The organism is Agromyces sp. NPDC055661 (assembly GCF_053618135.1).
In genome coordinates, this window is the sequence record NZ_JBSHHC010000002.1 from 478,656 (window position 1) to 497,243 (window position 18,588).

An 18,588-nucleotide genomic window follows, 5' to 3' on the forward strand; every position below is an offset into this window, starting at 1 on the left:
CCTGGGCGATCAGTCGAAGTCGCAGGTGCTCTGCGGATCGCCGAGGTCGGCGAGGTACGTGTTCCACTCGTCCTCGGTGAGGTCTCGGCCCGCGAGCTGGCAGGCGTACTCGAACTGGTGCTCGGGGTCGAGATCCCAGAGCATGACGCCGTCGGGCATCGAGACGGCCATCTCCCGACCGTCGGGGCGGAGCACGCCGACGCCGAGCGTCTGGCCGTCGGTGCGGAGCGGATCGCCGATCCGCGTGCCCGTGGGTGCGTCGTAGAGCAGCGCCGTGCCGTCGGCGGCCATGACGAGCAAGGTCCGTGCGTCGCGGCTCAGCGACGGCGCGTGGAGTCCGCCTGCCGCCCCGGCGATGGTGCCCACACGCGCGATCGGCTCGGTCGTGTAGCGGCCGATGCGGTTGTCCTCGAGGCCGATCATGTCGCCGTCCGCGAGCAGCACGTGCTCGGAGCTCGACATGGGCTCGTCGTACAGCACGCGATGCTCCGCCGCATCCACGATCGAGAGATGACGTTGGAGCTGTTCGCTCGTGAGCCCCTCGGTCTCGGATCTCGCGAACTCGTTCGCCGCGTACGTGATGGCGATGCGATCCCCGTCGGGTGAGATCGAGAGTCCCTGAGCCCACCCGTCCACCGGCCATGAGTCGTCGGCCGCCTCGGCCGTCTGGGGATCGAAGGCCTGGATCCGTCCGTCGGTCCGAATCGCGTAGAGCAGCTCGGCGTCGCCGGTCGGGAAGAACCGCGCGACGGTCCAGAGCGACTCGCCGATCGGTTGCCAGTTCGCCGTGTCGAGGAAGCGGAACTGGCCGGTCTCGGCGCTCCGTGCGATGAGACGCCCATCCGCCCAGGCCACGTCGCCGACACGTTCGCCGAATCGATACGCGATCTCGCCGGTCGCCGTGTCCCGCACGACAACGCCATCGAAGGTGCTCGGCGTGTCAGTGATGATCGCCTGGGGTGCGGTCACCACCGAGCGGCCGTCCGTGGAGTACGGCCCCGCCACCATGTGCTCCGGCGCGAGCATGCGGTGTCCGAGACCCTCGCCGTCGAGCCGCCAGCGCGACAGGAGCGGGTGGCTCCCGCTGATCGCCACGAGCGTCGCGTCGTCCACGACGTCCATCGGGCCGACCTCGCCGTACAGCGGCCCGAGCTCCTCGTCGGGCAGTGGCGTTCCATCGACGAGCGAGTACGCGCTGATCCTCCCGAACAGGCTGCCGCAGTACGCCCGTTGCACCGCCTCCGCCACGGCCAGCCAATTGCAGGGTGCCAGGTACGGGCGGGCGATGTCGGTCGACCAGCGAACGGTCCCGTCATCGGCGTCGAACGCGACCAGTCGCGTGTCGCCGGATGCCACGACCAGTCCTGAGGGAGTCACGGTCATGGCGACGTGCGCCGAGTCCTGCGGCACGTTCAGGGTGCCGACGATGCTCGCCGACGTCGCGTCGATCACGTCCATGCGGTCGTCGAGTCGTCCGACGAGGAGGCGATCGTGGTCCTCGAAGGCGAGCGCCGCGGCGTACGAGTCGCGGTCGAGGGCGACCGTCGTCTCGCCCGCGACCTTGGACAGGCTCCCATCCGCGGTGGCCAGGAGCGTGACGGCGCCGTGGCGCGAGTCGGCGATGGCGACGATGGAGCCGTCGTCGTTCACCGCGAGTGCTCCGGTGCCGATGGGAATGAGTTCGGGTCCGAAGAGGCGCTGTCCGGTCTCGACGTCGAAGACCACCACCTGCGACTGCGTCGAGGTCCCGTACCAGGTGGGGCCGGTCAGCTGCGTGCGCACGGGCCAGAGGACGGCGGCCACTCCGCCGTCACCGCTCACCTCGACGAGCGGGGCGGGCCTGGGCGCTCCGGGCGCGAACCCGAGATCCAGCTCACGGACCACGTCCCCGGTGGCAGCGTCGCGCACGGCGGCGTCGCCGTCGGTGCTCACCACGACGACCTGCCCCCTGCCAGGGACCACGCTCCCGTACGTGTTCCCGCCGTCGGCCACGATCGTGTTCCCGAGGAACCCGCCGGCGCCCTGCAGCACGCCCATGAGTCCCGACCGCGTGCGCGGGTCGTCGGGCCAGCGCCGATACGCCTCAGCGGCGAGCAGCGCCGACACGTCGCGCTCCGACGAGCGCAGCGCGAGGGCCGTGCCGACCAGTGCTTCGATCGCGGCGCTGTCGCGTTGCGCGTTCGCCTCTTGGGACGAGACCACGGCGACCGAACCGGCGCCGACGAGCAGGACGATGAGGCCGCCCGCCACCCCGAGCAGGACGCGCAGTCGCCGGTTCTGGCTGCGGTCCCGGCGAGCTCGCTCCGCGAGCTGCTCCTGCTCGGCGGTCGCCCGGGCTGCGGATGCGTCGAGGAACGCGGACTCGACGTCGGTCAGGTCGTTCGGCGAGGCGTCACGCCACTCGAGGGCGGCCTGCAGGCGAACGCCTCGATACAGGTCGTCGTCGGGGCGCTCGGCGGCGTTCCACGCCTCCGCGGCGGCCGAGACGGCCGTGAGCATGCGCGCGCTCTCGGCGTCCTCCTCGAGCCAGGACTGGAGCCGCGGCCACGCCGTCGCGAGGGACTCGTGGGCGACCTCGACCGAATCGGCCTCGGTGCTCACGAGCCGCGAGCCGGCGAGCATGGTCAGGACCTCGTCGCGCGCGGCATCCGTTCGCAGCGGCTTCGACGAGACCCGGCGACGCACCGGGCTGCCGTCGGGCGCGAGCGCCATGAGCCGCAGCAGGAGGGAACGGCACACCTTCCGCTGATCGGGGCTCATCGACTGGTAGAGACGATCGGCGGACTGGGCGATCGCGCCGGAGATGCCGCCGGACGCCTCGTACCCGGCGACGGTCATCGTCGCGCCCTCACGTCGCAGCCAGGTCTCCACGAGCGCGTGGGAGAGGTGGGGGAGCGCACCGGTCTCGCCCGCGGCATCCCGCAGGATGACCTCGACGAGGCCCGGCTCGAGTCGCAGGCCGGCGCGGCGGGCCGGCAGCTCGACGGCCTGGCGCAGCGCGTCGGTGGCCATCGGTCCCACGAGGTGGACGCCCTCGGCAACGAGCGGAGCGAGGTACGGGTTCGCGGCGCATTCGTCGAGGAAGTCCGAGCGCACGACCAGGATGACCGTCGTCTCGATCACGACGGCATCGAAGATGGCGTGCGCGGCGGCGTCGAGGTCGGCCTCGCCGGCGTGGAACACCTCTTCGAACTGGTCGATGACGACGACGTCCGCTCGCCTTGCGCCCATGGCGGCGTCGCGGATCCGAACGTCGAGGTGGTGCTCTGGCGTGAGGATCACGACGCGATCGCCGCGCCGCCGCAGGGCGGGGACGACGCCGGCACGCACCAGCGAGGACTTGCCGCTGCCCGAGGCTCCCGAGACGGCGAGGAAGCCCGATCGGGCCAGCCGGCCGAGCGCGGCGGCGATATCGACGTCGCGGCCGAAGAAGAGGTCTTCATCGTCGACGCCGAACGGTTGCAGGCCGCGATAGGGGCAATCGACGCTCGCCGTCGAGGGCGCCGCATCGAGGTCGAGCGCGTCGTCGTGCCGCAGGATGCCGAGCTCGAGCTCGGTCAGCTCGGCGCCCGGCTCCGCTCCGAGCTCGTCGGCGAGGCGTTCTCGCGCGGCACGGATGGCCGCGAGCGCGTCGGCCTGGCGACCGCTCCGATAGAGAGCCGTGGCGAGCAGCACCCAGCGGCGCTCCCGCAGCGGCGCCTCACGCACGAGCTGCTCACCGTCGCCGATGGAGGCCGCGTGCTCGCCCATGCGGAGGCGGCCGTCCAGCCGCACCTCCTCGAGCTCCATCCGCACCTCGTCGAGCCGCTCCGTCTCGGCGACGGCGGGCGGCCACGACGCGAGGTCGGAGTACGGCGAGCCGTGCCAGAGGGCGAGGGCCCGGTCGGCGGCGTCCACCGCTCGGGCCGGGTCGTCGTCGAGGTGCTCGCGCGCGGATGCCGCGAGGCGCTCGAACCGCTCCACGTCGACGCTCTCGGGGTCGATCCGCAGCACGTACGCGCCGGGGGCGGTCTCGATCGAGTGGTGCCCGATCGCGGTGCGGACGCGACCGACTGACGCCTGCAGCTGCTTCGGCCAGGTGCCCGGAAGGTCGTCGCCCCAGAGCGCCTCGGCGAGCTCGTCCGTCGTGACCTGCCGTCCGGCGCGGAGCACCAGTGCCGACAGCACAGTCCGTTCGCGCGGACTGAGCGAGACCCCCTCGACGGTGAGCGGGCCGAAGACTCCCAGGCCCATGCTCCGCATTGTTCGCCGTTCGACCGCCACCGTCAACGACGTCCACATACCGCGCATACCGGTTGCATACCGATCCGGGGCCCGGCGCATACCCGCTCGGCGGATCGTGGGAGGCATGAACACCGCAACCGCCTCGCTCCGACTCGTCGTCGCGGCATCCGTGGTCGCACTCGCAACGTGCCTCGTCGGCTGTGCGACACCGGCGTCGACCGCCGGATCGCGCGCCCACCTGCTCCCACCGCACGTCGATGCCGCGATGCACGACGTGCTCGTGCACCAGGCCGCCGACCGCTACGTGATCGAGCTGCTGGTGCGTGCACGCCTCGCCGACGAGGCCGTGGCGTCCCGGGGTCTGGTGATCACCCGCGTGCACGGGCGCTGAGGGCGACCGCCGACGTCGGCGCGCCTCAGGCCCGCTCGCCTGAGTCCGGCGCGTTGCCCCAGAACGGCCCGACGAGCCCGACGCTCGCGAAGTAGTCGTGCGCCTCCGTCGGCTCGCGCCGCCGGTAGGGCGTGTCGAGCCGGCCGGCGTACCACTGCGACGCGAGCCGCCAGAGCGTCGCGAGGTCGAACACCGCACCTCGTTCGTTGCCCGTCTCGGCGAGCCAGCGGTCGAGGCACGCCTCGTCGCAGAAGATCCGCTGGTGCTCGCAGGCGTGGATCACGTCGTCCCAGACGTGTGCCATCGGCGTGAGGAAGTGGGCGATCTGCGTCCCCTCCGGCGGACCCTCGCGCGTCACAGTCCAGGAGTGCGCGGTGCCGCACGCGGGGCACGTCGTCGCGACGAGTGCCGACGGCTCGTCGGGCACGAGGTTCGGGATCGCGAACCCGTCCCAGGCGCATCCGCCCCACCACAGCGTGTGCTCGCCCATCACCGAGAACGCGAAGTTGCGCGTCGCGAACGGGTGCGCGAGCACGATCGCGTGCTCGCCGTCGAACACCAGGTGGCGGGATGCCGCGAGCTCCTCCATCGCCTCGGCGAGCTCGGGTGCGGAGAGCCCCGTCTCCTCCACGAGCTCCGATTCCGACGGGAGCCGGCCCGTGCCGGCGAGGCCCGAGTAGATCGCGAGGCGCACGGTCTCGTTGCGGTCGGTCATGACATGAGTGTCCTCCTGAACCATTGCGCGGGCCAGCGCGGGGCGGCGTGGACCGTCGCAGGCCGCGCAGGCCGTCGCTCGATAGGGTGACGAGGTGCCACGAATCCTTCCCGTCGAGATCGCCGTCCAGGATGCCGCCGGGGTCCGCATCGCGCTTCACGAGAGGGCCACGCGTGTCGAGCTGTGCCAGGCGCTCGGCCTCGGCGGGCTGACGCCGTCGCCCGGATTCGTCGAGGCGGCCGTGGAGGCTGCGCTCGCGGCATCCGTGCCCGGATTCGTGCACGTGCTCGTGCGCCCGCGGGGCGGCGGGTTCGTGTACGACGCCGACGAGGTCGACGCGACCGTGCGCGACATCCGGTTCGCCCGATCGCTCGGCGCCGACGGGGTCGTCGTCGGCGCGCTCACGGATGCCGGCGAGCTCGACCTCGACGCCCTGCGTCGGTTCATCGACGCAGCAGACGGCCTCGACGTCACGGTGCATCGAGCCGTGGATGCCGCGGCCGACCCGCTCGCGGCGGTGTCGTCGCTCCCCGGGCTGCGCGTCCGCCGCGTGCTCACCTCAGGCGGCGCGGCCGACTGCCGTGCCGGGCGCGAGACGCTCGCGCGGATGGCGACCGAGCTCGGGGGAGCCGTCGAGCTCATGGCGGGTGGCGGCGTCGGCGTCGACGACATCGCGGCGCTCGCCGAGGCCGGGGTCGATGCCGTGCACCTGTCGGCCCGCAGCCGGGTGCAGCGTGGCGGCCCGAGCGGCCCGGGCGGCGGCGAGGTCGGCTTCGACACGACGGATGCCTCGGTCGTCCGCGCAGCGATCGAGGCGGCCGCTGCGGCTGCGCGATGACGTCGACCGACCAGGCAGTACCCGTCGCCGAGGTGCGAGGCGCACCGTCGGAGCCGCCCGAGCACCGCATCCTGCGGGCCGCGGCGCAGCTCGCCGGCACGGCGATCCTGGCGGGGTCGATCGCGACGGTGGTCGGGTTCGTGGTCGCATTCGCGTTTCCCGTGCTGTTCCTCCTCTTCCTGGTCCCGTGGCCGCTTGTGCCGCTGGCGGCAGCTTCGGGCGGGATCGCCGGGGGAGCGGGCCTCGCCGTCGTACGGGCACTGAGCTGGAGCGCCACGGTCGAGCGCGTCGTCGTTCCGGTAATGGCCGCGGCCGGTTCGATCCCGGTGCTGCTCGCCGTCTCCGCGGTCAGTCGGGCGAGCCCGTCCTGGCTCTGGGTCGCGTGGATCGTGGTTGCCGTCGCCGCGGCCATGTACGGGCATCGGCGGACACGGCGGCATCCGCTCGACGAATGGCGACCGGTGCTCGTTCGCCTGCTGGTCGGCATCGGACTGGCGTTCGCCATCGCCGGGGTCTTCATGCTCCCGTCCGCGCCGTGGTTCGGCGGCGCGCTGCCGACCTTCCTCGCAGTCGGCGGCGTGCTCCTGCTGTGCGGGATCCTCATCTCCCTCGGGCCCTTCCCCAGTCGCACGTCGGCGGGCCTGGCGTGGGCCGGGTTCTCGCTGCTCATCGCGTCGATCACGGCGGTGATCGTCGGGATGACCCTCCAGTCGACGTTCGGGGCACGTGACGGTGCGCCCACGCCTCCTCCGACGGTCGAGGCGGGCGATCCGGCCGATTTCGATCCGACGACCGACCTCCCGCGGGATCCCGCCCACGCGGCGGTGCCGCCGCCCACGCTCGAGGAGGGACGCGCCCAGTTCGCCGCGCTTGCGGCCGCCACCATCGACGCCGCCGGACCCGACGCGCGCTGGCGCGACCAGCCGGGCGCGGTGGTGCGCGAGGTCGACTGCGGCGACGGCACCACGATGCTGCGCATCGACGCGGAGTTCGCGATGGGGGAGATCACCGACACCACGACCGACGAGCAGGATCGCGCCGTCACCGAGGCCAACCTCGCGGCGGCGGACCGCATCGTGCTCGCCTGGTCGGCGGCCGGCCTCGGCACGCCCGAGGTGCTGCACGGCGAGCCGATCCTCGGCGGCGCCGCGACGTCGTCGGTCGACTTCGCGAAGGTCGACTTCGCGTTCGGGGTGGCGCAGCCGCACATCGAGGGGCGGTGCCTGCCCGTCGGTCAGCCGGCGAGCTGACGCACGGGATCAGACTCACCGAATCCGCAGGTCGACCGATACGGGCCGATCGCCGAGAGGTAGGTCTTCCACTCGTCGCGGGTGAGATCGCGACCGGCCATCTTGCACGCGGCGTCGGCGTGCGACGAGGGGCGCAGGTCCCACAGCGCGATGCCCGTCGGCACGTTCACGGCGAGCTCGGACCCGTCTGCTCGGATCACCCCGGAGACCGCGCCCTGACCGGGGTAGGTCCACGCGCCCGCGACGCGGATGGGGTCGCCGAGCCGGCGCCCGCCGAGGAGGTCGTACACCGAAACGGTGTCGTCCAGGGCGTACACGGCGAGGGTGCGGCCGTCGCGGCTCACGTTGATGCTGTCGATCTGGTCGGAGGTGCCCGGAAGGGCCCCGGTCCGCTCGAAGGTCTCCGCATCGAAGCGGAGGATCGACTTGCCCCGGAAGACGCTGACGACCTCGTCCCGCCCGGTCAGTGCCGTGACGCCGATCCGCACGAGGCCGGTCTGGATCCGCTCGCCGGTCGTCGCGTCGAACAGGATGGAATCCGGCTTGAACTCCATGTTCCAGCTCGTGACGAGCACCCGGCGGCCGTCGGTACTCGTCGAGATGTAGGCGGGATAGCCCCCGTCGGTCTGCAGCGTGGGTTCGATCCGACGACCCGTCGTCGGGTCGACGGTCCAGATCTCGCCACCCGCGCGGCCGACGTACATGCGGTCGCCTTCCACGTTCGTCCAGATGCCCTCGATCTCGTCGGGGAGCGGATCCCCTGGGAAGCGCTCGGCCGTTCGCGTGTCGAAGAAGCCCGTGCGCGTCGGTCCCTCACCGCCGAAGTCGCCCACGAGCGTTGACGCTCCCGCCCACTGGACCCCGTACGACGGGTTGGGCAAGGGCGTCAACTCCTCTGTTCGCGAGTCCAGCAGCGCGAACTCCCGGTAGTCCTGCCAGCTCTCCGCGTCGGCCACGGGCTTCGCGACCACGAGACTCGAGCCGCGCGCGGAGTAGTCGTCGCGGATCATCCAACCGGGTGCGATGACTCGGGTGACGGCACCGGATCCATCCAGCTTCCACCGCGTGATCGCCGTTCCGCGACCGACGACGACGAGTTCCCGTCGATCTTCGAGGATGGACATGCTCCCGACGAAGCCGAGCTGCGGATCGAAGGATCGCTCGGTCGGAGCGCCCGAATCGAGGCTGCGCTCCTCGACGTGTCCGAACAAGTCGCCGCAGTAGACGGTGCCCAGTTCCTCGGACGCGGTCACCCACGGGCAGGGCTCATTCGAGAGGGCCGCGAACGGCTGCGACCATCGGACGTTTCCAGTCGTGACATCGACCGAGGAGATGCGTCGGTCGCCGGTCGTGATGACGTTCCTGTCGGACGCCACGGCCATGGAGACGTTCGTCGAATCCGCAGCGACGGGCACCGACGCGACCACGGTCGCAGAGCTCGGATCGACGATGAGCAGCGACCCCTCGACGGTGCCGTACACCAGTCGTCCCTCAGGCGTGAAGCGCACAGCCCCGGCCCGATCCGTGTTCCATTGCGCCTCGTGGACGGACGTGCCGGACACCTGCCTCACCTGGCCCGTGCCGACATCGATGAGGCGGAGCATGCCGACCTCGTCGATCGCGGCGATGAGGCTGCCGTCGTGATTCATCGTGATGGAGCTCAGCGGGAAGTCGAGCTGGAGCGCACGAAGGATCGGTGCACCGGTCTGGACATTCGCAACGGAGAGCCGGATCCCCACCACGTCGTCGTCATCGTCGAAGATGAGTTCGGCGAACGCGACCCGTTCCCCGTTCGCACTGACCGCGGGACCGTACCGGCTGTCGGTGTCGGGCCCGTCCTTCGGGAGATCGATGGGGTAGAGGAGTGCGCCGGAGTCGATGTCGTAGACCGCGACCGAGTCGCCGTCCACCGCCACCGCGCGTCGCGTCCCGGGGATCAGCGCGCCCGCCGCGCTGTCGACATCCTCGAGGTACGTCGTCGCGAGCAGGCCGTGCGACTGGGTCATGACGCCCATGAGCGCGGATCGCGTGCGCGGGTCGTCGGGCCACCGCTGGTACGCCTCCGCAGCGAGCAGTGCCGCGACATCCCGCTCATCGGTGCGAAGCGACAGCGATGCGTTGGTGAGCGCTTCGATCTGCGCGGTCTGCCGCTGCCGCTCGGTCTCGTTCGATCCCGCCGCGACGAAGCCCCCGGCCGTGACGGCCACGGCGAACAGGGCGACGGATGCCCCGAGCGCCACGCGCAGCTGCCGGTTCTGCCGGCGGTCCTGACGTGCCCGCTGCTCGACCTCCTCGAGTGCGGCGCGCTCGTGCCCTGCGGATGCCGCGAGGAAGGCCGCTTCGGTCTCGGTCAGCTCGGGGTCGGCGGTGTCGCGCCACGTCAGGACGGCGTGGAGGCGCGCCCCCCGATAGAGGTCCTCGTCGGGTCGCCCGTCCGCCTCCCACGACTCGGCAGCCGCCGCGAGGGCGCGCATGATGCGCAGGCCCTCGGCATCGTCCTCGAGCCAGCCGCGCAGTCGCGGCCAGGCCGTGGCGAGCGACTCGTGCGCGACGACGAGGGAGTCCTCCTCGGTGCTGACGAGGCGCGCACCGGCCAGGCTCGTGAGGACCCGGTCGTGGGCCACGTCCTTGCGCATCGGCCGGATCGGGATCCTCCGACGCATCGGCGCACCGTCGGCGCCGATCTCGACGAGCCGCAGGAACGTCGACCGGCAGGTGGCGCGCGCCTCGGGGTCGAGCGAGAGGTAGAGCCGGTCGGCCGACTTGGCGATCGCGCCCGAGATGCCGCCGGAGTCCTCGTAGCCTGCGACGGTGAGCGTGGATCCCTCGCGCCGCGCCCAGGTCTCGACGAGGGCGTGGGACGCATGCGGCAGCACGCCGGGCGCTCCGGCGGCGTCGCGGAGGATCAGCTCCACCAGCCCGGGCTCGAGCCGAAGCCCCGCGAGGGCTGCGGGCCCCTCGATCGCGCTGCGGAGCCCCTCCGGCGTCAACGGCCCGACGAGGTATACGCTCTCCGCGAAGAGCGCGCCGATGCCGGGCGCGGCGGCGCAGGTGCTGAGGAAGTCGGCCCGGACGGCGACGATGACGCGTCGACCAGCAGCGACGGCAGCGGCGATCGACGATCCCACCGCCTCGATGTGCGACTCCGGCAGTCCCGAGTGGAACAGCTCCTCGAACTGGTCGATGACGACGACCGAGCCGCTGCCGTCCGCGAGCGCGTCCTGCAGCCTGCTCGACGGTGCCGAACCGGTGCCGATGACCACGACCTGCTCACCACGCGCCCGGAGCGCCGGGACGATCCCGGCGAGCAGCAATGAGGACTTCCCGCTGCCCGAGGCGCCGGAGATGGCGAGGAACGGCGAACTCGAGAGTCGCGCGAGCGCGGCGCTCACGTCGCCGTCCCGCCCGAAGAACTCGCCGGCGTCCTCCGTGCCGAAGGGCTGGAGGCCGCGGTACGGGCAGTCGCCATCGCCGACCGGAGCGGCGACCGGGGCCTCGAGCGCCGCGTCCTGGTTGAGGATCGCGGTCTCGAGCGCCGTGAGCTCGGGCCCGGGGGAGATGCCGAGCTCATCGGCCAGCCGTTCCCGGGCAGCACGGAGGGCCGCGAGCGCGTCGGCCTGGCGACCCGAGCGGTACAGCGCGGTCGCGAGGATCGCCCAGCGGCGCTCGCGGAGCGGGTCGTTGCGCACGAGTCGCTCGGCGTCGGGCACGACGGCCCGATGCTCGCCACTCTCGAGGCGGGCCATCAGCAGGTCCTCCTCGGCGGTGGCCCTGATCTCGTCGAGTCGCGCGGCCTCGATGACGGCGGGCGGCCATTCGCCGAGGTCGGAGTACGGCCTGCCGCCCCAGAGCGCGAGCGCGCGTTCGCTCAGGTCGACCGCGCGCTGCGGATCGCCGTTCGTGCGGTGCGTCGCCGCCGCATCCAGGAGCCCTTCGAACCGCACGGCGTCGATCGCGTCACCGTCGACGCGCAGCTGGTAGCCGATGCGGGTGGTGCCGATCGCCGTCGATCCGAGCGTCCGGCGCACGTGCACGACGAACGCCTGCACCTGCTTGCGCCATGTTGCCGGCACGTCGTCGCCCCACACCCCATCCGCAAGTTCGGACGGCGAGACGACACTTCCGGATCGAAGGACGAGGACGGCGAGGAGGGACCGCTCCTTGGGGCTGAGCCTGCCGCTGTCGATCGTGAGGTCACCGAGTACTCGGATCTCCACACCTGCATTGTCGACTCGCCTCAGAGGGGTGTCAACGAATGCGGGTCGGCGGCCATACCCGTTCCATACCGTCGGCGCGACGGGGCCATACCGGCGCGCGCGAACGTGCGGTCATGGACACCACGAAGAAGACCCGCACCACCGCCCTCACCATCGCGCTCGCCGCGATGCTCGCCGCCGGACTCGGGGCCTGCGCCAAGGCCGACGTCGACACGTTCGCCGAACGACGGGCGAGCGATCTCAGCCACGAGGTGCAGCGCGCCGAGAACCGCGTCGACGCCTTCGCCGCGAGGTCGCAGTACCGCGACCAGGCCGACCGCCGCACCGGCATCGAGACGCCGAGCGACTCCGAGTCGCACTACCAGGATCAGGTCGAGCGACGCATGCGCGTCCTCCGGTGACCCGCCCGATCGCGTCGTCGTCGGGTCCGGTGCGCGGCTCGCTAGTCTGGTCGCATGAGCCCGGATCCCGACGACGACGCGCTGCGCTGGGAGGGCGACGACGACCCCACGCTCGCTCCCGGATGGAAGGTCGTCGGCAACCCGTCGGGGTCGAAGCCGGCGGATGCCGCGGCATCCGGTCAGGCCGTCGAGTCGAACGGCACCACCGCGGTCGACCACGCCGACGCCGAACGCGCCGAGACGGCCGAAGAGGCCGACGACGCGGATGCCGCGGCGCAGCCGGGCTCCGCCGAACTCGTGCTGCTCGGCGTGCTCGGCGGCGTGTACCTCCTCTACTCCGTCGGCTGGCTCATCTGGGCGATCTCGTCGGCCCCCGACCTCGGCGACCCGGTCGCGCAGTTCATGTACGGGCTCGGACGCTGGCTCGCCGTGCTCGCCCCCGCGCTGTGGTTCGGAACGACGCTGTGGCTCGCGTCCGAGCGTCGGCGCGCCCGGCTGCTCTGGCTCATCGTCGGCGCGATCGTCCTCGTCCCCGTCCCGTTCCTGCTGCGAGGTTGAGATGACCGAGGCATCCGTTCCCGCCGACGCCGACGCCGGCACCGCGGCATCCGCCGACGACGCGGTCGCCCCGCGATCGGCGACGCCGCTCTGGCTCGCCGTCACGATCGCCGTGCTGTTCGGGGTGCTCTACGCGTACGACGTGTGGGAGGCCGTCGGCAACCTCGTCGGCCTGAACCTGCAGGCCGCATCGCTGGGCATCGCGATCTCGGGTGTCGGCCTGACGCTGCTGATCGTCGCGCTCGTGCTGCCGTTCCTCGTGTTCGGCATCGCCTTCTGGCTCGGCCACCGACGCGGTCCGCTGCCGCAGGTCGTGCTGTTCCTCGCGGGCTACGCGGCGGTGCAGGCCATCTCGTTCGGGCTCACCGCGCTGTTCTTCCAGCTCGGCGGCCTCGACCTCGGCTGACGGCGGAGACCGGTCGGCCGGTCGGCCCCTGTGACGACCACGTCGTCACAGAACGGATGCCGCATGCGCCCTCCAGTAGAGTGAGCGGGTAGCGCCCCCACGGCGTGTGGCGCATCCCCACCCGCACATCAGAGCGCCCCGCGCGCGCTTCGCCCCGAAGGAATCGTTCGTGTCAAAGCCGGTCGTGCTGATCGCCGAAGAACTCTCGCCCGCCACCGTCGACGCCCTCGGGCCCGACTTCGAGATCCGCAACGTCGACGGCACCGACCGTCCGGCGCTGCTCGAGGCGATCGCCGACGCGAACGCGATCCTGGTCCGGTCGGCGACCAAGGTCGACGCCGAGGCGATCGCGGCCGCGCCGAAGCTCCAGGTCATCGCCCGTGCGGGCGTCGGCCTCGACAACGTCGACATCAAGTCCGCCACGACCGCGGGCGTCATGGTCGTGAACGCGCCGACCTCGAACATCATCTCGGCCGCCGAGCTCACCGTCGGCCACATCCTGAGCCTCGCCCGCCACATCCCGGCGGCGCACTCCGCGCTCGCGCAAGGGGAGTGGAAGCGGTCGCACTACACGGGCGTCGAGCTCTACGAGAAGACCATCGGCATCATCGGCCTCGGCCGCATCGGTGCGCTCATCGCGGCCCGCCTGCAGGCGTTCGGCACCGAGGTCATCGCCTACGACCCCTACATCACGGCGGCTCGCGCGCAGCAGCTCGGCGTGCAGACCGTGAGCCTCGACGAGCTCCTCGAGCGCAGCGACTTCATCACCATCCACATGCCGAAGACCCCTGAGACCACGGGCATGATCGGCACCGAGCAGCTCGCCAAGATGAAGCCGACGGCCTACGTCGTCAACGTCGCCCGCGGCGGCCTCATCGACGAGGACGCGCTCTACGAGGCGCTCGCCGCACGGCAGATCGCGGGCGCCGGCCTCGACGTGTTCGTCTCCGAGCCGCCGCGCGAGTCGCCGCTGCTCGCGCTGCCCAACGTGATCGTCACGCCGCACCTCGGCGCGTCGACCGACGAGGCCCAGGAGAAGGCCGGCGTCTCGGTCGCGAAGTCGGTGCGCCTCGCGCTCGCCGGCGAGCTCGTGCCCGACGCGGTGAACGTCGCCGGCGGCGTCATCGACCCGTACGTGCGCCCGGGCATCCCGCTCGTCGAGAAGCTCGGCCAGCTCTTCGCCGGCCTCGCCGACACCGCGATCACGAGCCTCGACGTCGAGGTGCACGGCGAGCTCGTCGACTACGACGTGAGCGTCTTCAAGCTCGCCGCCCTGAAGGGCGTCTTCACGAACGTCGTGAGCGAGACGGTCTCCTACGTGAACGCCCCGCTCCTCGCCGAGCAGCGCGGCATCGACGTGCGCCTCATCGTCGACGCCGACTCGCCCGAGTACCGCAACGTCATCACGCTGACCGGCGCGCTCGCCGACGGCCGCCAGATCTCGGTCTCGGGCACGCTGACCGGCACCAAGCAGATCGAGAAGCTCGTGGGCGTCAACGGCTACGAGATCGAGGTGCCGATCGCGACCACGCATATCGTGATGCAGTACACCGACCGCCCCGGCATCGTGGCGATCTACGGCCGCGAGTTCGGCGAGGCCGGCATCAACATCGCGGGCATGCAGATCGCGCGTCGCGAGGCGGGCGGCCAGGCGCTGAGCGTCCTCACGGTCGACTCGCCCGTGCCGACCGAGGTGCTCGACCGCGTGCGCGCGGCGATCGACGCCGACGTGCTCGTCGAGATCGACATCACCGAGGAGTAGCGCGCGGCGCGAAGGCGCCGCGACGAGGAGCCGCGACGGCTCAGCCCGTCGGCGGCTCCGCCGCGAGCCGCTCGAGCATCGCGACGAGCGCGTCCATCTCGCTCGCGCGCGGCGCGTCGACGCCCGTCTCGGCGTCATCGCCGTGCAGCGCGGAGTCGTAGTAGAGGCCGTCGCCGATCAGGGTGATCGCGAGCGCCACCGTCGGGTCGGCCACGTGGGCCCGCACGGCGGCCATCCATCGCTCGCGCACCGAGCGGATCATGCGCACGGCCGACGGATGCCCCGCCTGCGCCAGTCGCGCCGCCGCCACGCCCGCGCGCTCGAGCGCCGTGCCGTGCGACACCGACGAGCGCACGAAGTACGCGACCGCGCCCTCGGGTGCCTCGGCCATGACCTCGAGGTCGGCGTCGACGAGCGCCGAGAACCGGCCGAGCACGCCCTCGACGAGCGCCTCGCGGTTGGGGAAGTGGTAGAGCAGACCGCCCTTCGAGACACCGGCGGCACGGGCCGCGGCGTCGAGGGTCGCGGCGCGCTCGCCGTCCTCCACGAGGAGTCGCTCGAACGCGTCGAGCACGGCGTCGCGTGCGGCTGGTGGGCGGCTCATGTGCTCGATGCTAGCGAGACGTGAGCGAGCGGCATCCGTGCATGGTCTGATACTATACCGGCTGGACGGTATAGTAATGGAACCCGAGATGACGAACACCACGGAACGCACGACCACGCCCATCGACCACGCGACGGATGCCGTCGCGCGCATCGATCCCGGCCGGTCGACGCGCGCGCCGCGCCGTGCGTGGTTCGCGCTCGCGGTGCTGATGCTGCCGGTGCTGCTCGTCTCGATCGACAACACCGTGCTGAGCTTCGCGCTGCCGGCCATCTCGGCCGACCTCGCACCGACGGCCGCGCAGCAGCTCTGGATCATCGATGCGTACCCGCTCGTGCTCGCGGGCCTGCTCGTGGCGATGGGCAGCGCGGGCGACCGCTACGGACGTCGCCGGATGCTGCTCATCGGCTCGACCGGGTTCGCGATCGTCTCGATCGGCGCCGCGTTCGCGCCCACGGCCGAGACCCTGATCGCCGCCCGCGCGGCGCTCGGATTCTTCGGCGCCATGCTCATGCCCTCGACGCTCTCGCTCCTGCGCGCGGTGTTCACCGAGCGCGAGCAGCGCCGGCTCGCCATCGCGATCTGGGCGTCGGGCTTCGCCGCCGGCAGCGCCATGGGCCCGCTCGTCGGCGGCGTGCTCCTCGAGCACTTCCACTGGGGTTCGGTGTTCCTCCTCGCCGTGCCCGTGCTCGTGCCGCTGCTCGTCTTCGTGCCGATGCTCATCCCCGAGAGCCGCGACCCCGCGCCGGGCCGCATCGACCTGGTGAGCACCCTGCTCTCGCTCGCGGCGATGGGACCCATCGTCTACGGCATCAAGTCGCTCGCGACCGAGGGCGTCGAGGGGTTCGGCGTGCAGGCGATCGTGCTCGGCGTGTTCTGTGCGATCTGGTTCGTGCGGCGCCAGCTGCGCAGCGAGACGCCCATGCTCGACGTGCGCCTGTTCCGCCAGGGCTCGTTCGGCGGCGCGGTCGTCGTGAACCTGTTCAGCGTCATCGCGCTGGTCGGATTCCTCTACTTCGTGTCGCAGCACCTGCAGCTCATCGCCGGCCTCAGCCCGGTCTCCGCCGGGCTCGCGCTGCTGCCGGGCCTCGTCGCCATGATCGCCGCCGGCCTCCTGGTCGTGCCGGTCGCCCGACGGGTGCGTCCGCGCGTGCTCGTCCCGGTCGCGCTCGGCCTGTCGGCGAGCGGCTACCTTGTGATCGCGCTCTTCGCCGGATCCGGGTCGATCGGACCGATCGTGCTCGCGTTCGTGCTGCTCGGCGTGGGCATCGGCGCGGCCGAGACGGTCTCGAACGAGCTCATCCTCTCGAGCGCGCCGCCCGCGAAGGCGGGCGCAGCGTCCGCCGTCTCCGAGACGGCCTACGAGCTCGGCGCGGTGCTCGGCACGGCGATCCTCGGCAGCATCCTCGCGGTACAGTTCCGCTCGGGCCTCGTGCTTCCGTCGGTGCTCACCGACCAGCAGGCGGATGCCGCGCGCGAGACGCTCGCGGGTGCGATGACGGTGGCCGACACGCTGCCTGGCGCGATCGGGGAGCAGCTCGCGGCATCCGCTGCGCACGCCTTCGACGCGGGCGTCGTGGTGACCTCGCTCATCGGCGTGGCGCTCATGGCGGCCGCGGCGGTCGTGGCCGCCATCGCGCTGCGGAACCCGAAGGCTCCGCGCGCCGAGTGAGTGCGCGGCCGACCCGGCCCCTGAACGACGAACGGCCGCCGCCCCTCCCGGGCGGCGGCCGTTTCGTGATGCGAGCGCTAGAGCACCGTGGGGTCTTCGGGCGCCGAGTGCTCGTTGCGGGTCACCCGGCTACCGGTCGCGGGGTCCACGCTGGTCTGCGAGGTGGACACCGAACGGCGACGGCGCGCGAGGAGGACGATGCCGAGGATGATCACGATCGCGCCGGCGACCATGAGGATGTAGCCGACGAGCTGCAGGTTGATCCAGTCGACGGTGAGGTTGAGCGCGAACGCGAGGATCGCGCCGATGACGAAGAGCACGATGCCGAGACCGAGACTCATGTGGGGGTTCCTCTTTCTCTCCGGCGGCTTCGGGTGCCGCGCTTCGATGAGGTGGATACCTCGTCCTGAGGCCCACTGTAACCATCGGCCACTCGGACGGACACTACGCTGGGAGGGCTGGCGCACGAAGGAGAATCCATGGTAGGTACGGTCAGGCTCGCAGTCATTCCGGGCGATGGAATCGGCCCCGAGGTCGTCGCCGAGGCGCTCAGGGCGCTCGATGCGGCGGTCGCCGGCGCCGACGTCGCGTTCGAGCAGACGCCGTTCTCGCTGGGCGCTGCGCGCTACCTCGAGACGGGCGACGTCCTGACCGACGACGACCTCGCCGCCATCAAGGAGCACGACGCGATCCTGCTCGGAGCGGTCGGGGGCGTGCCGGGCGATCCTCGCCTCGCGGGCGCCAACATCGAGCGCGGGCTGCTGCTGAAGCTCCGCTTCGAGCTCGACCACTACGTGAACCTCCGCCCGTCGGTGCTGCACCCGGGCGTCGCGAGCCCGCTCGCCGATCCGGGCGAGGTCGACTTCGTCGTCGTGCGCGAGGGCACCGAGGGCCCCTACGTGGGCAACGGCGGCGCGATCCGCGTCGGCACGCCCGCCGAGGTCGCGAACGAGGTGTCGGTCAACACCGCCTACGGGGTCGAGCGCGTCGTGCGCTACGCGTTCGCCGCGGCATCCGCCCGCCAGCGCAAGAAGCTCACGCTCGTGCACAAGACCAACGTGCTGGTCTTCGCCGGGTCGCTCTGGAAGCGCACGGTCGACGCGGTCGCGGCCGAGTACCCCGAGGTGACCGTCGACTACCTGCACGTCGACGCCGCGACGATCTTCCTCGTCACGGATCCTGCTAGATTCGACGTCATCGTCACGGACAACCTCTTCGGCGACATCCTCACCGATCTGGCCGGCGCGATCAGCGGCGGCATCGGCCTGGCGGCCTCGGGCAACATCAACCCCGACGGCCGGTTCCCGAGCATGTTCGAGCCGGTACACGGCTCCGCACCCGACATCGCCGGGAAGGGCATCGCCGACCCCACCGCCGCGATCCTCTCCGTCGCCCTGCTCCTCGACCACCTCGGTCACGGCGAGCAGGCGGCGAAGGTGCAGCGGGCGGTCGCCGCAGACATCGCCGAACGCGGCGACGCACGTCGTTCGACCTCCGAGGTCGGCGACGCGATCGTCGCCCGCATCGGCGCACACGAGTAACCAGCGCAT

Annotated in this window: 14 protein-coding genes; 9 read left to right on the forward strand and 5 right to left on the reverse strand. The window is 71.8% G+C overall.

Annotated elements, in window-relative coordinates:
* Nucleotides 1-9 precede the first annotated feature (9 nt).
* The gene (locus ACWGO8_RS15825; protein ID WP_452043976.1) at nucleotides 10-4,233 is read right to left on the reverse strand and encodes an nSTAND1 domain-containing NTPase; all 4,224 of its coding nucleotides are present in this window, start codon (nucleotides 4,231-4,233) and stop codon (nucleotides 10-12) included.
* Nucleotides 4,234-4,348: 115 nt separating this feature from the next.
* Between ACWGO8_RS15825 and ACWGO8_RS15830 the strand changes: the two genes are divergently transcribed.
* Nucleotides 4,349-4,615, forward strand: coding sequence for a hypothetical protein (locus ACWGO8_RS15830; RefSeq protein WP_452043977.1), 267 nt, complete (start codon nucleotides 4,349-4,351; stop codon nucleotides 4,613-4,615).
* 25 nt (nucleotides 4,616-4,640) lie between these two features.
* Here the strand turns inward: ACWGO8_RS15830 and merB are convergent, their stop codons facing one another.
* Entirely contained in the window at nucleotides 4,641-5,330 is a 690-nt protein-coding gene (gene merB, locus ACWGO8_RS15835; protein ID WP_452043978.1) for an organomercurial lyase, read from the reverse strand.
* 94 nt (nucleotides 5,331-5,424) lie between these two features.
* Here merB and ACWGO8_RS15840 point away from each other — a divergent pair, with 94 nt between their 5' ends.
* Both ACWGO8_RS15840 and ACWGO8_RS15845 read left to right on the forward strand, forming a co-directional pair.
* Nucleotides 5,425-6,168: a copper homeostasis protein CutC gene (locus ACWGO8_RS15840; RefSeq protein WP_452043979.1), complete on the forward strand. Its 744-nt coding sequence runs from the start codon at nucleotides 5,425-5,427 to the stop codon at nucleotides 6,166-6,168.
* Entirely contained in the window at nucleotides 6,165-7,418 is a 1,254-nt protein-coding gene (locus ACWGO8_RS15845; RefSeq protein WP_452043980.1) for a hypothetical protein, read from the forward strand. Before ACWGO8_RS15840 ends, ACWGO8_RS15845 begins: the two co-directional genes overlap by 4 nt.
* On the opposite strand, the gene ACWGO8_RS15850 is transcribed toward ACWGO8_RS15845, so the two are convergent.
* Nucleotides 7,403-11,635, reverse strand: a complete 4,233-nt coding sequence (locus ACWGO8_RS15850; protein WP_452043981.1) for an nSTAND1 domain-containing NTPase — start codon at nucleotides 11,633-11,635, stop codon at nucleotides 7,403-7,405. The two genes, ACWGO8_RS15845 and ACWGO8_RS15850, sit on opposite strands and share 16 nt — an antisense overlap.
* 113 nt (nucleotides 11,636-11,748) lie before the next feature.
* Here ACWGO8_RS15850 and ACWGO8_RS15855 point away from each other — a divergent pair, with 113 nt between their 5' ends.
* The 4 genes from ACWGO8_RS15855 to serA all read left to right on the forward strand — a co-directional run bounded on the left by ACWGO8_RS15855 (nucleotide 11,749) and on the right by serA (nucleotide 14,762).
* Complete coding sequence (locus ACWGO8_RS15855; protein WP_452043982.1) at nucleotides 11,749-12,036, forward strand: hypothetical protein; 288 nt, start codon at nucleotides 11,749-11,751, stop codon at nucleotides 12,034-12,036.
* Nucleotides 12,037-12,090: 54 nt separating this feature from the next.
* Nucleotides 12,091-12,594, forward strand: coding sequence for a hypothetical protein (locus ACWGO8_RS15860; RefSeq protein ID WP_452043983.1), 504 nt, complete (start codon nucleotides 12,091-12,093; stop codon nucleotides 12,592-12,594).
* A gap of 1 nt (nucleotide 12,595) precedes the next feature.
* Nucleotides 12,596-13,000: a hypothetical protein gene (locus tag ACWGO8_RS15865; RefSeq protein ID WP_452043984.1), complete on the forward strand. Its 405-nt coding sequence runs from the start codon at nucleotides 12,596-12,598 to the stop codon at nucleotides 12,998-13,000.
* Between the two features lie 169 nt (nucleotides 13,001-13,169).
* Nucleotides 13,170-14,762 (forward strand): phosphoglycerate dehydrogenase, encoded by a 1,593-nt coding sequence (gene serA / locus ACWGO8_RS15870; RefSeq protein ID WP_452043985.1) that lies wholly within the window; start codon nucleotides 13,170-13,172, stop codon nucleotides 14,760-14,762.
* Between the two features lie 40 nt (nucleotides 14,763-14,802).
* Here serA and ACWGO8_RS15875 read toward each other — a convergent pair whose 3' ends face one another.
* Nucleotides 14,803-15,366, reverse strand: coding sequence for a TetR/AcrR family transcriptional regulator (locus ACWGO8_RS15875; RefSeq protein ID WP_452043986.1), 564 nt, complete (start codon nucleotides 15,364-15,366; stop codon nucleotides 14,803-14,805).
* An 88-nt stretch (nucleotides 15,367-15,454) separates the two neighbouring features.
* Here ACWGO8_RS15875 and ACWGO8_RS15880 point away from each other — a divergent pair, with 88 nt between their 5' ends.
* Nucleotides 15,455-17,038, forward strand: coding sequence for an MFS transporter (locus ACWGO8_RS15880; protein WP_452043987.1), 1,584 nt, complete (start codon nucleotides 15,455-15,457; stop codon nucleotides 17,036-17,038).
* 77 nt (nucleotides 17,039-17,115) lie between these two features.
* Here the strand turns inward: ACWGO8_RS15880 and ACWGO8_RS15885 are convergent, their stop codons facing one another.
* Nucleotides 17,116-17,379, reverse strand: a complete 264-nt coding sequence (locus ACWGO8_RS15885) for a DUF6458 family protein (protein WP_452043988.1) — start codon at nucleotides 17,377-17,379, stop codon at nucleotides 17,116-17,118.
* Nucleotides 17,380-17,517: 138 nt separating this feature from the next.
* On the opposite strand from ACWGO8_RS15885, the gene ACWGO8_RS15890 reads away from it, so the two are divergent.
* A complete protein-coding gene (locus tag ACWGO8_RS15890; protein WP_452043989.1) occupies nucleotides 17,518-18,579 on the forward strand; it encodes a 3-isopropylmalate dehydrogenase in 1,062 nt (353 codons plus the stop codon).
* The last annotated feature ends 9 nt before the right edge of the window (nucleotides 18,580-18,588 follow it).

Coding starts and splice junctions, on each gene's coding strand:
- ACWGO8_RS15825 (WP_452043976.1), bottom strand. CDS start 4,233: ATGGGCCTGGGAGTCTTCGGCCCGCTCACCGTCGAGGGGGTCTCGCTC.
- ACWGO8_RS15830 (WP_452043977.1), top strand. CDS start 4,349: ATGAACACCGCAACCGCCTCGCTCCGACTCGTCGTCGCGGCATCCGTG.
- merB (WP_452043978.1), bottom strand. CDS start 5,330: ATGACCGACCGCAACGAGACCGTGCGCCTCGCGATCTACTCGGGCCTC.
- ACWGO8_RS15845 (WP_452043980.1), top strand. CDS start 6,165: ATGACGTCGACCGACCAGGCAGTACCCGTCGCCGAGGTGCGAGGCGCA.
- ACWGO8_RS15855 (WP_452043982.1), top strand. CDS start 11,749: ATGGACACCACGAAGAAGACCCGCACCACCGCCCTCACCATCGCGCTC.
- ACWGO8_RS15860 (WP_452043983.1), top strand. CDS start 12,091: ATGAGCCCGGATCCCGACGACGACGCGCTGCGCTGGGAGGGCGACGAC.
- ACWGO8_RS15865 (WP_452043984.1), top strand. CDS start 12,596: ATGACCGAGGCATCCGTTCCCGCCGACGCCGACGCCGGCACCGCGGCA.
- ACWGO8_RS15875 (WP_452043986.1), bottom strand. CDS start 15,366: ATGAGCCGCCCACCAGCCGCACGCGACGCCGTGCTCGACGCGTTCGAG.
- ACWGO8_RS15880 (WP_452043987.1), top strand. CDS start 15,455: ATGACGAACACCACGGAACGCACGACCACGCCCATCGACCACGCGACG.
- ACWGO8_RS15885 (WP_452043988.1), bottom strand. CDS start 17,379: ATGAGTCTCGGTCTCGGCATCGTGCTCTTCGTCATCGGCGCGATCCTC.
- ACWGO8_RS15890 (WP_452043989.1), top strand. CDS start 17,518: ATGGTAGGTACGGTCAGGCTCGCAGTCATTCCGGGCGATGGAATCGGC.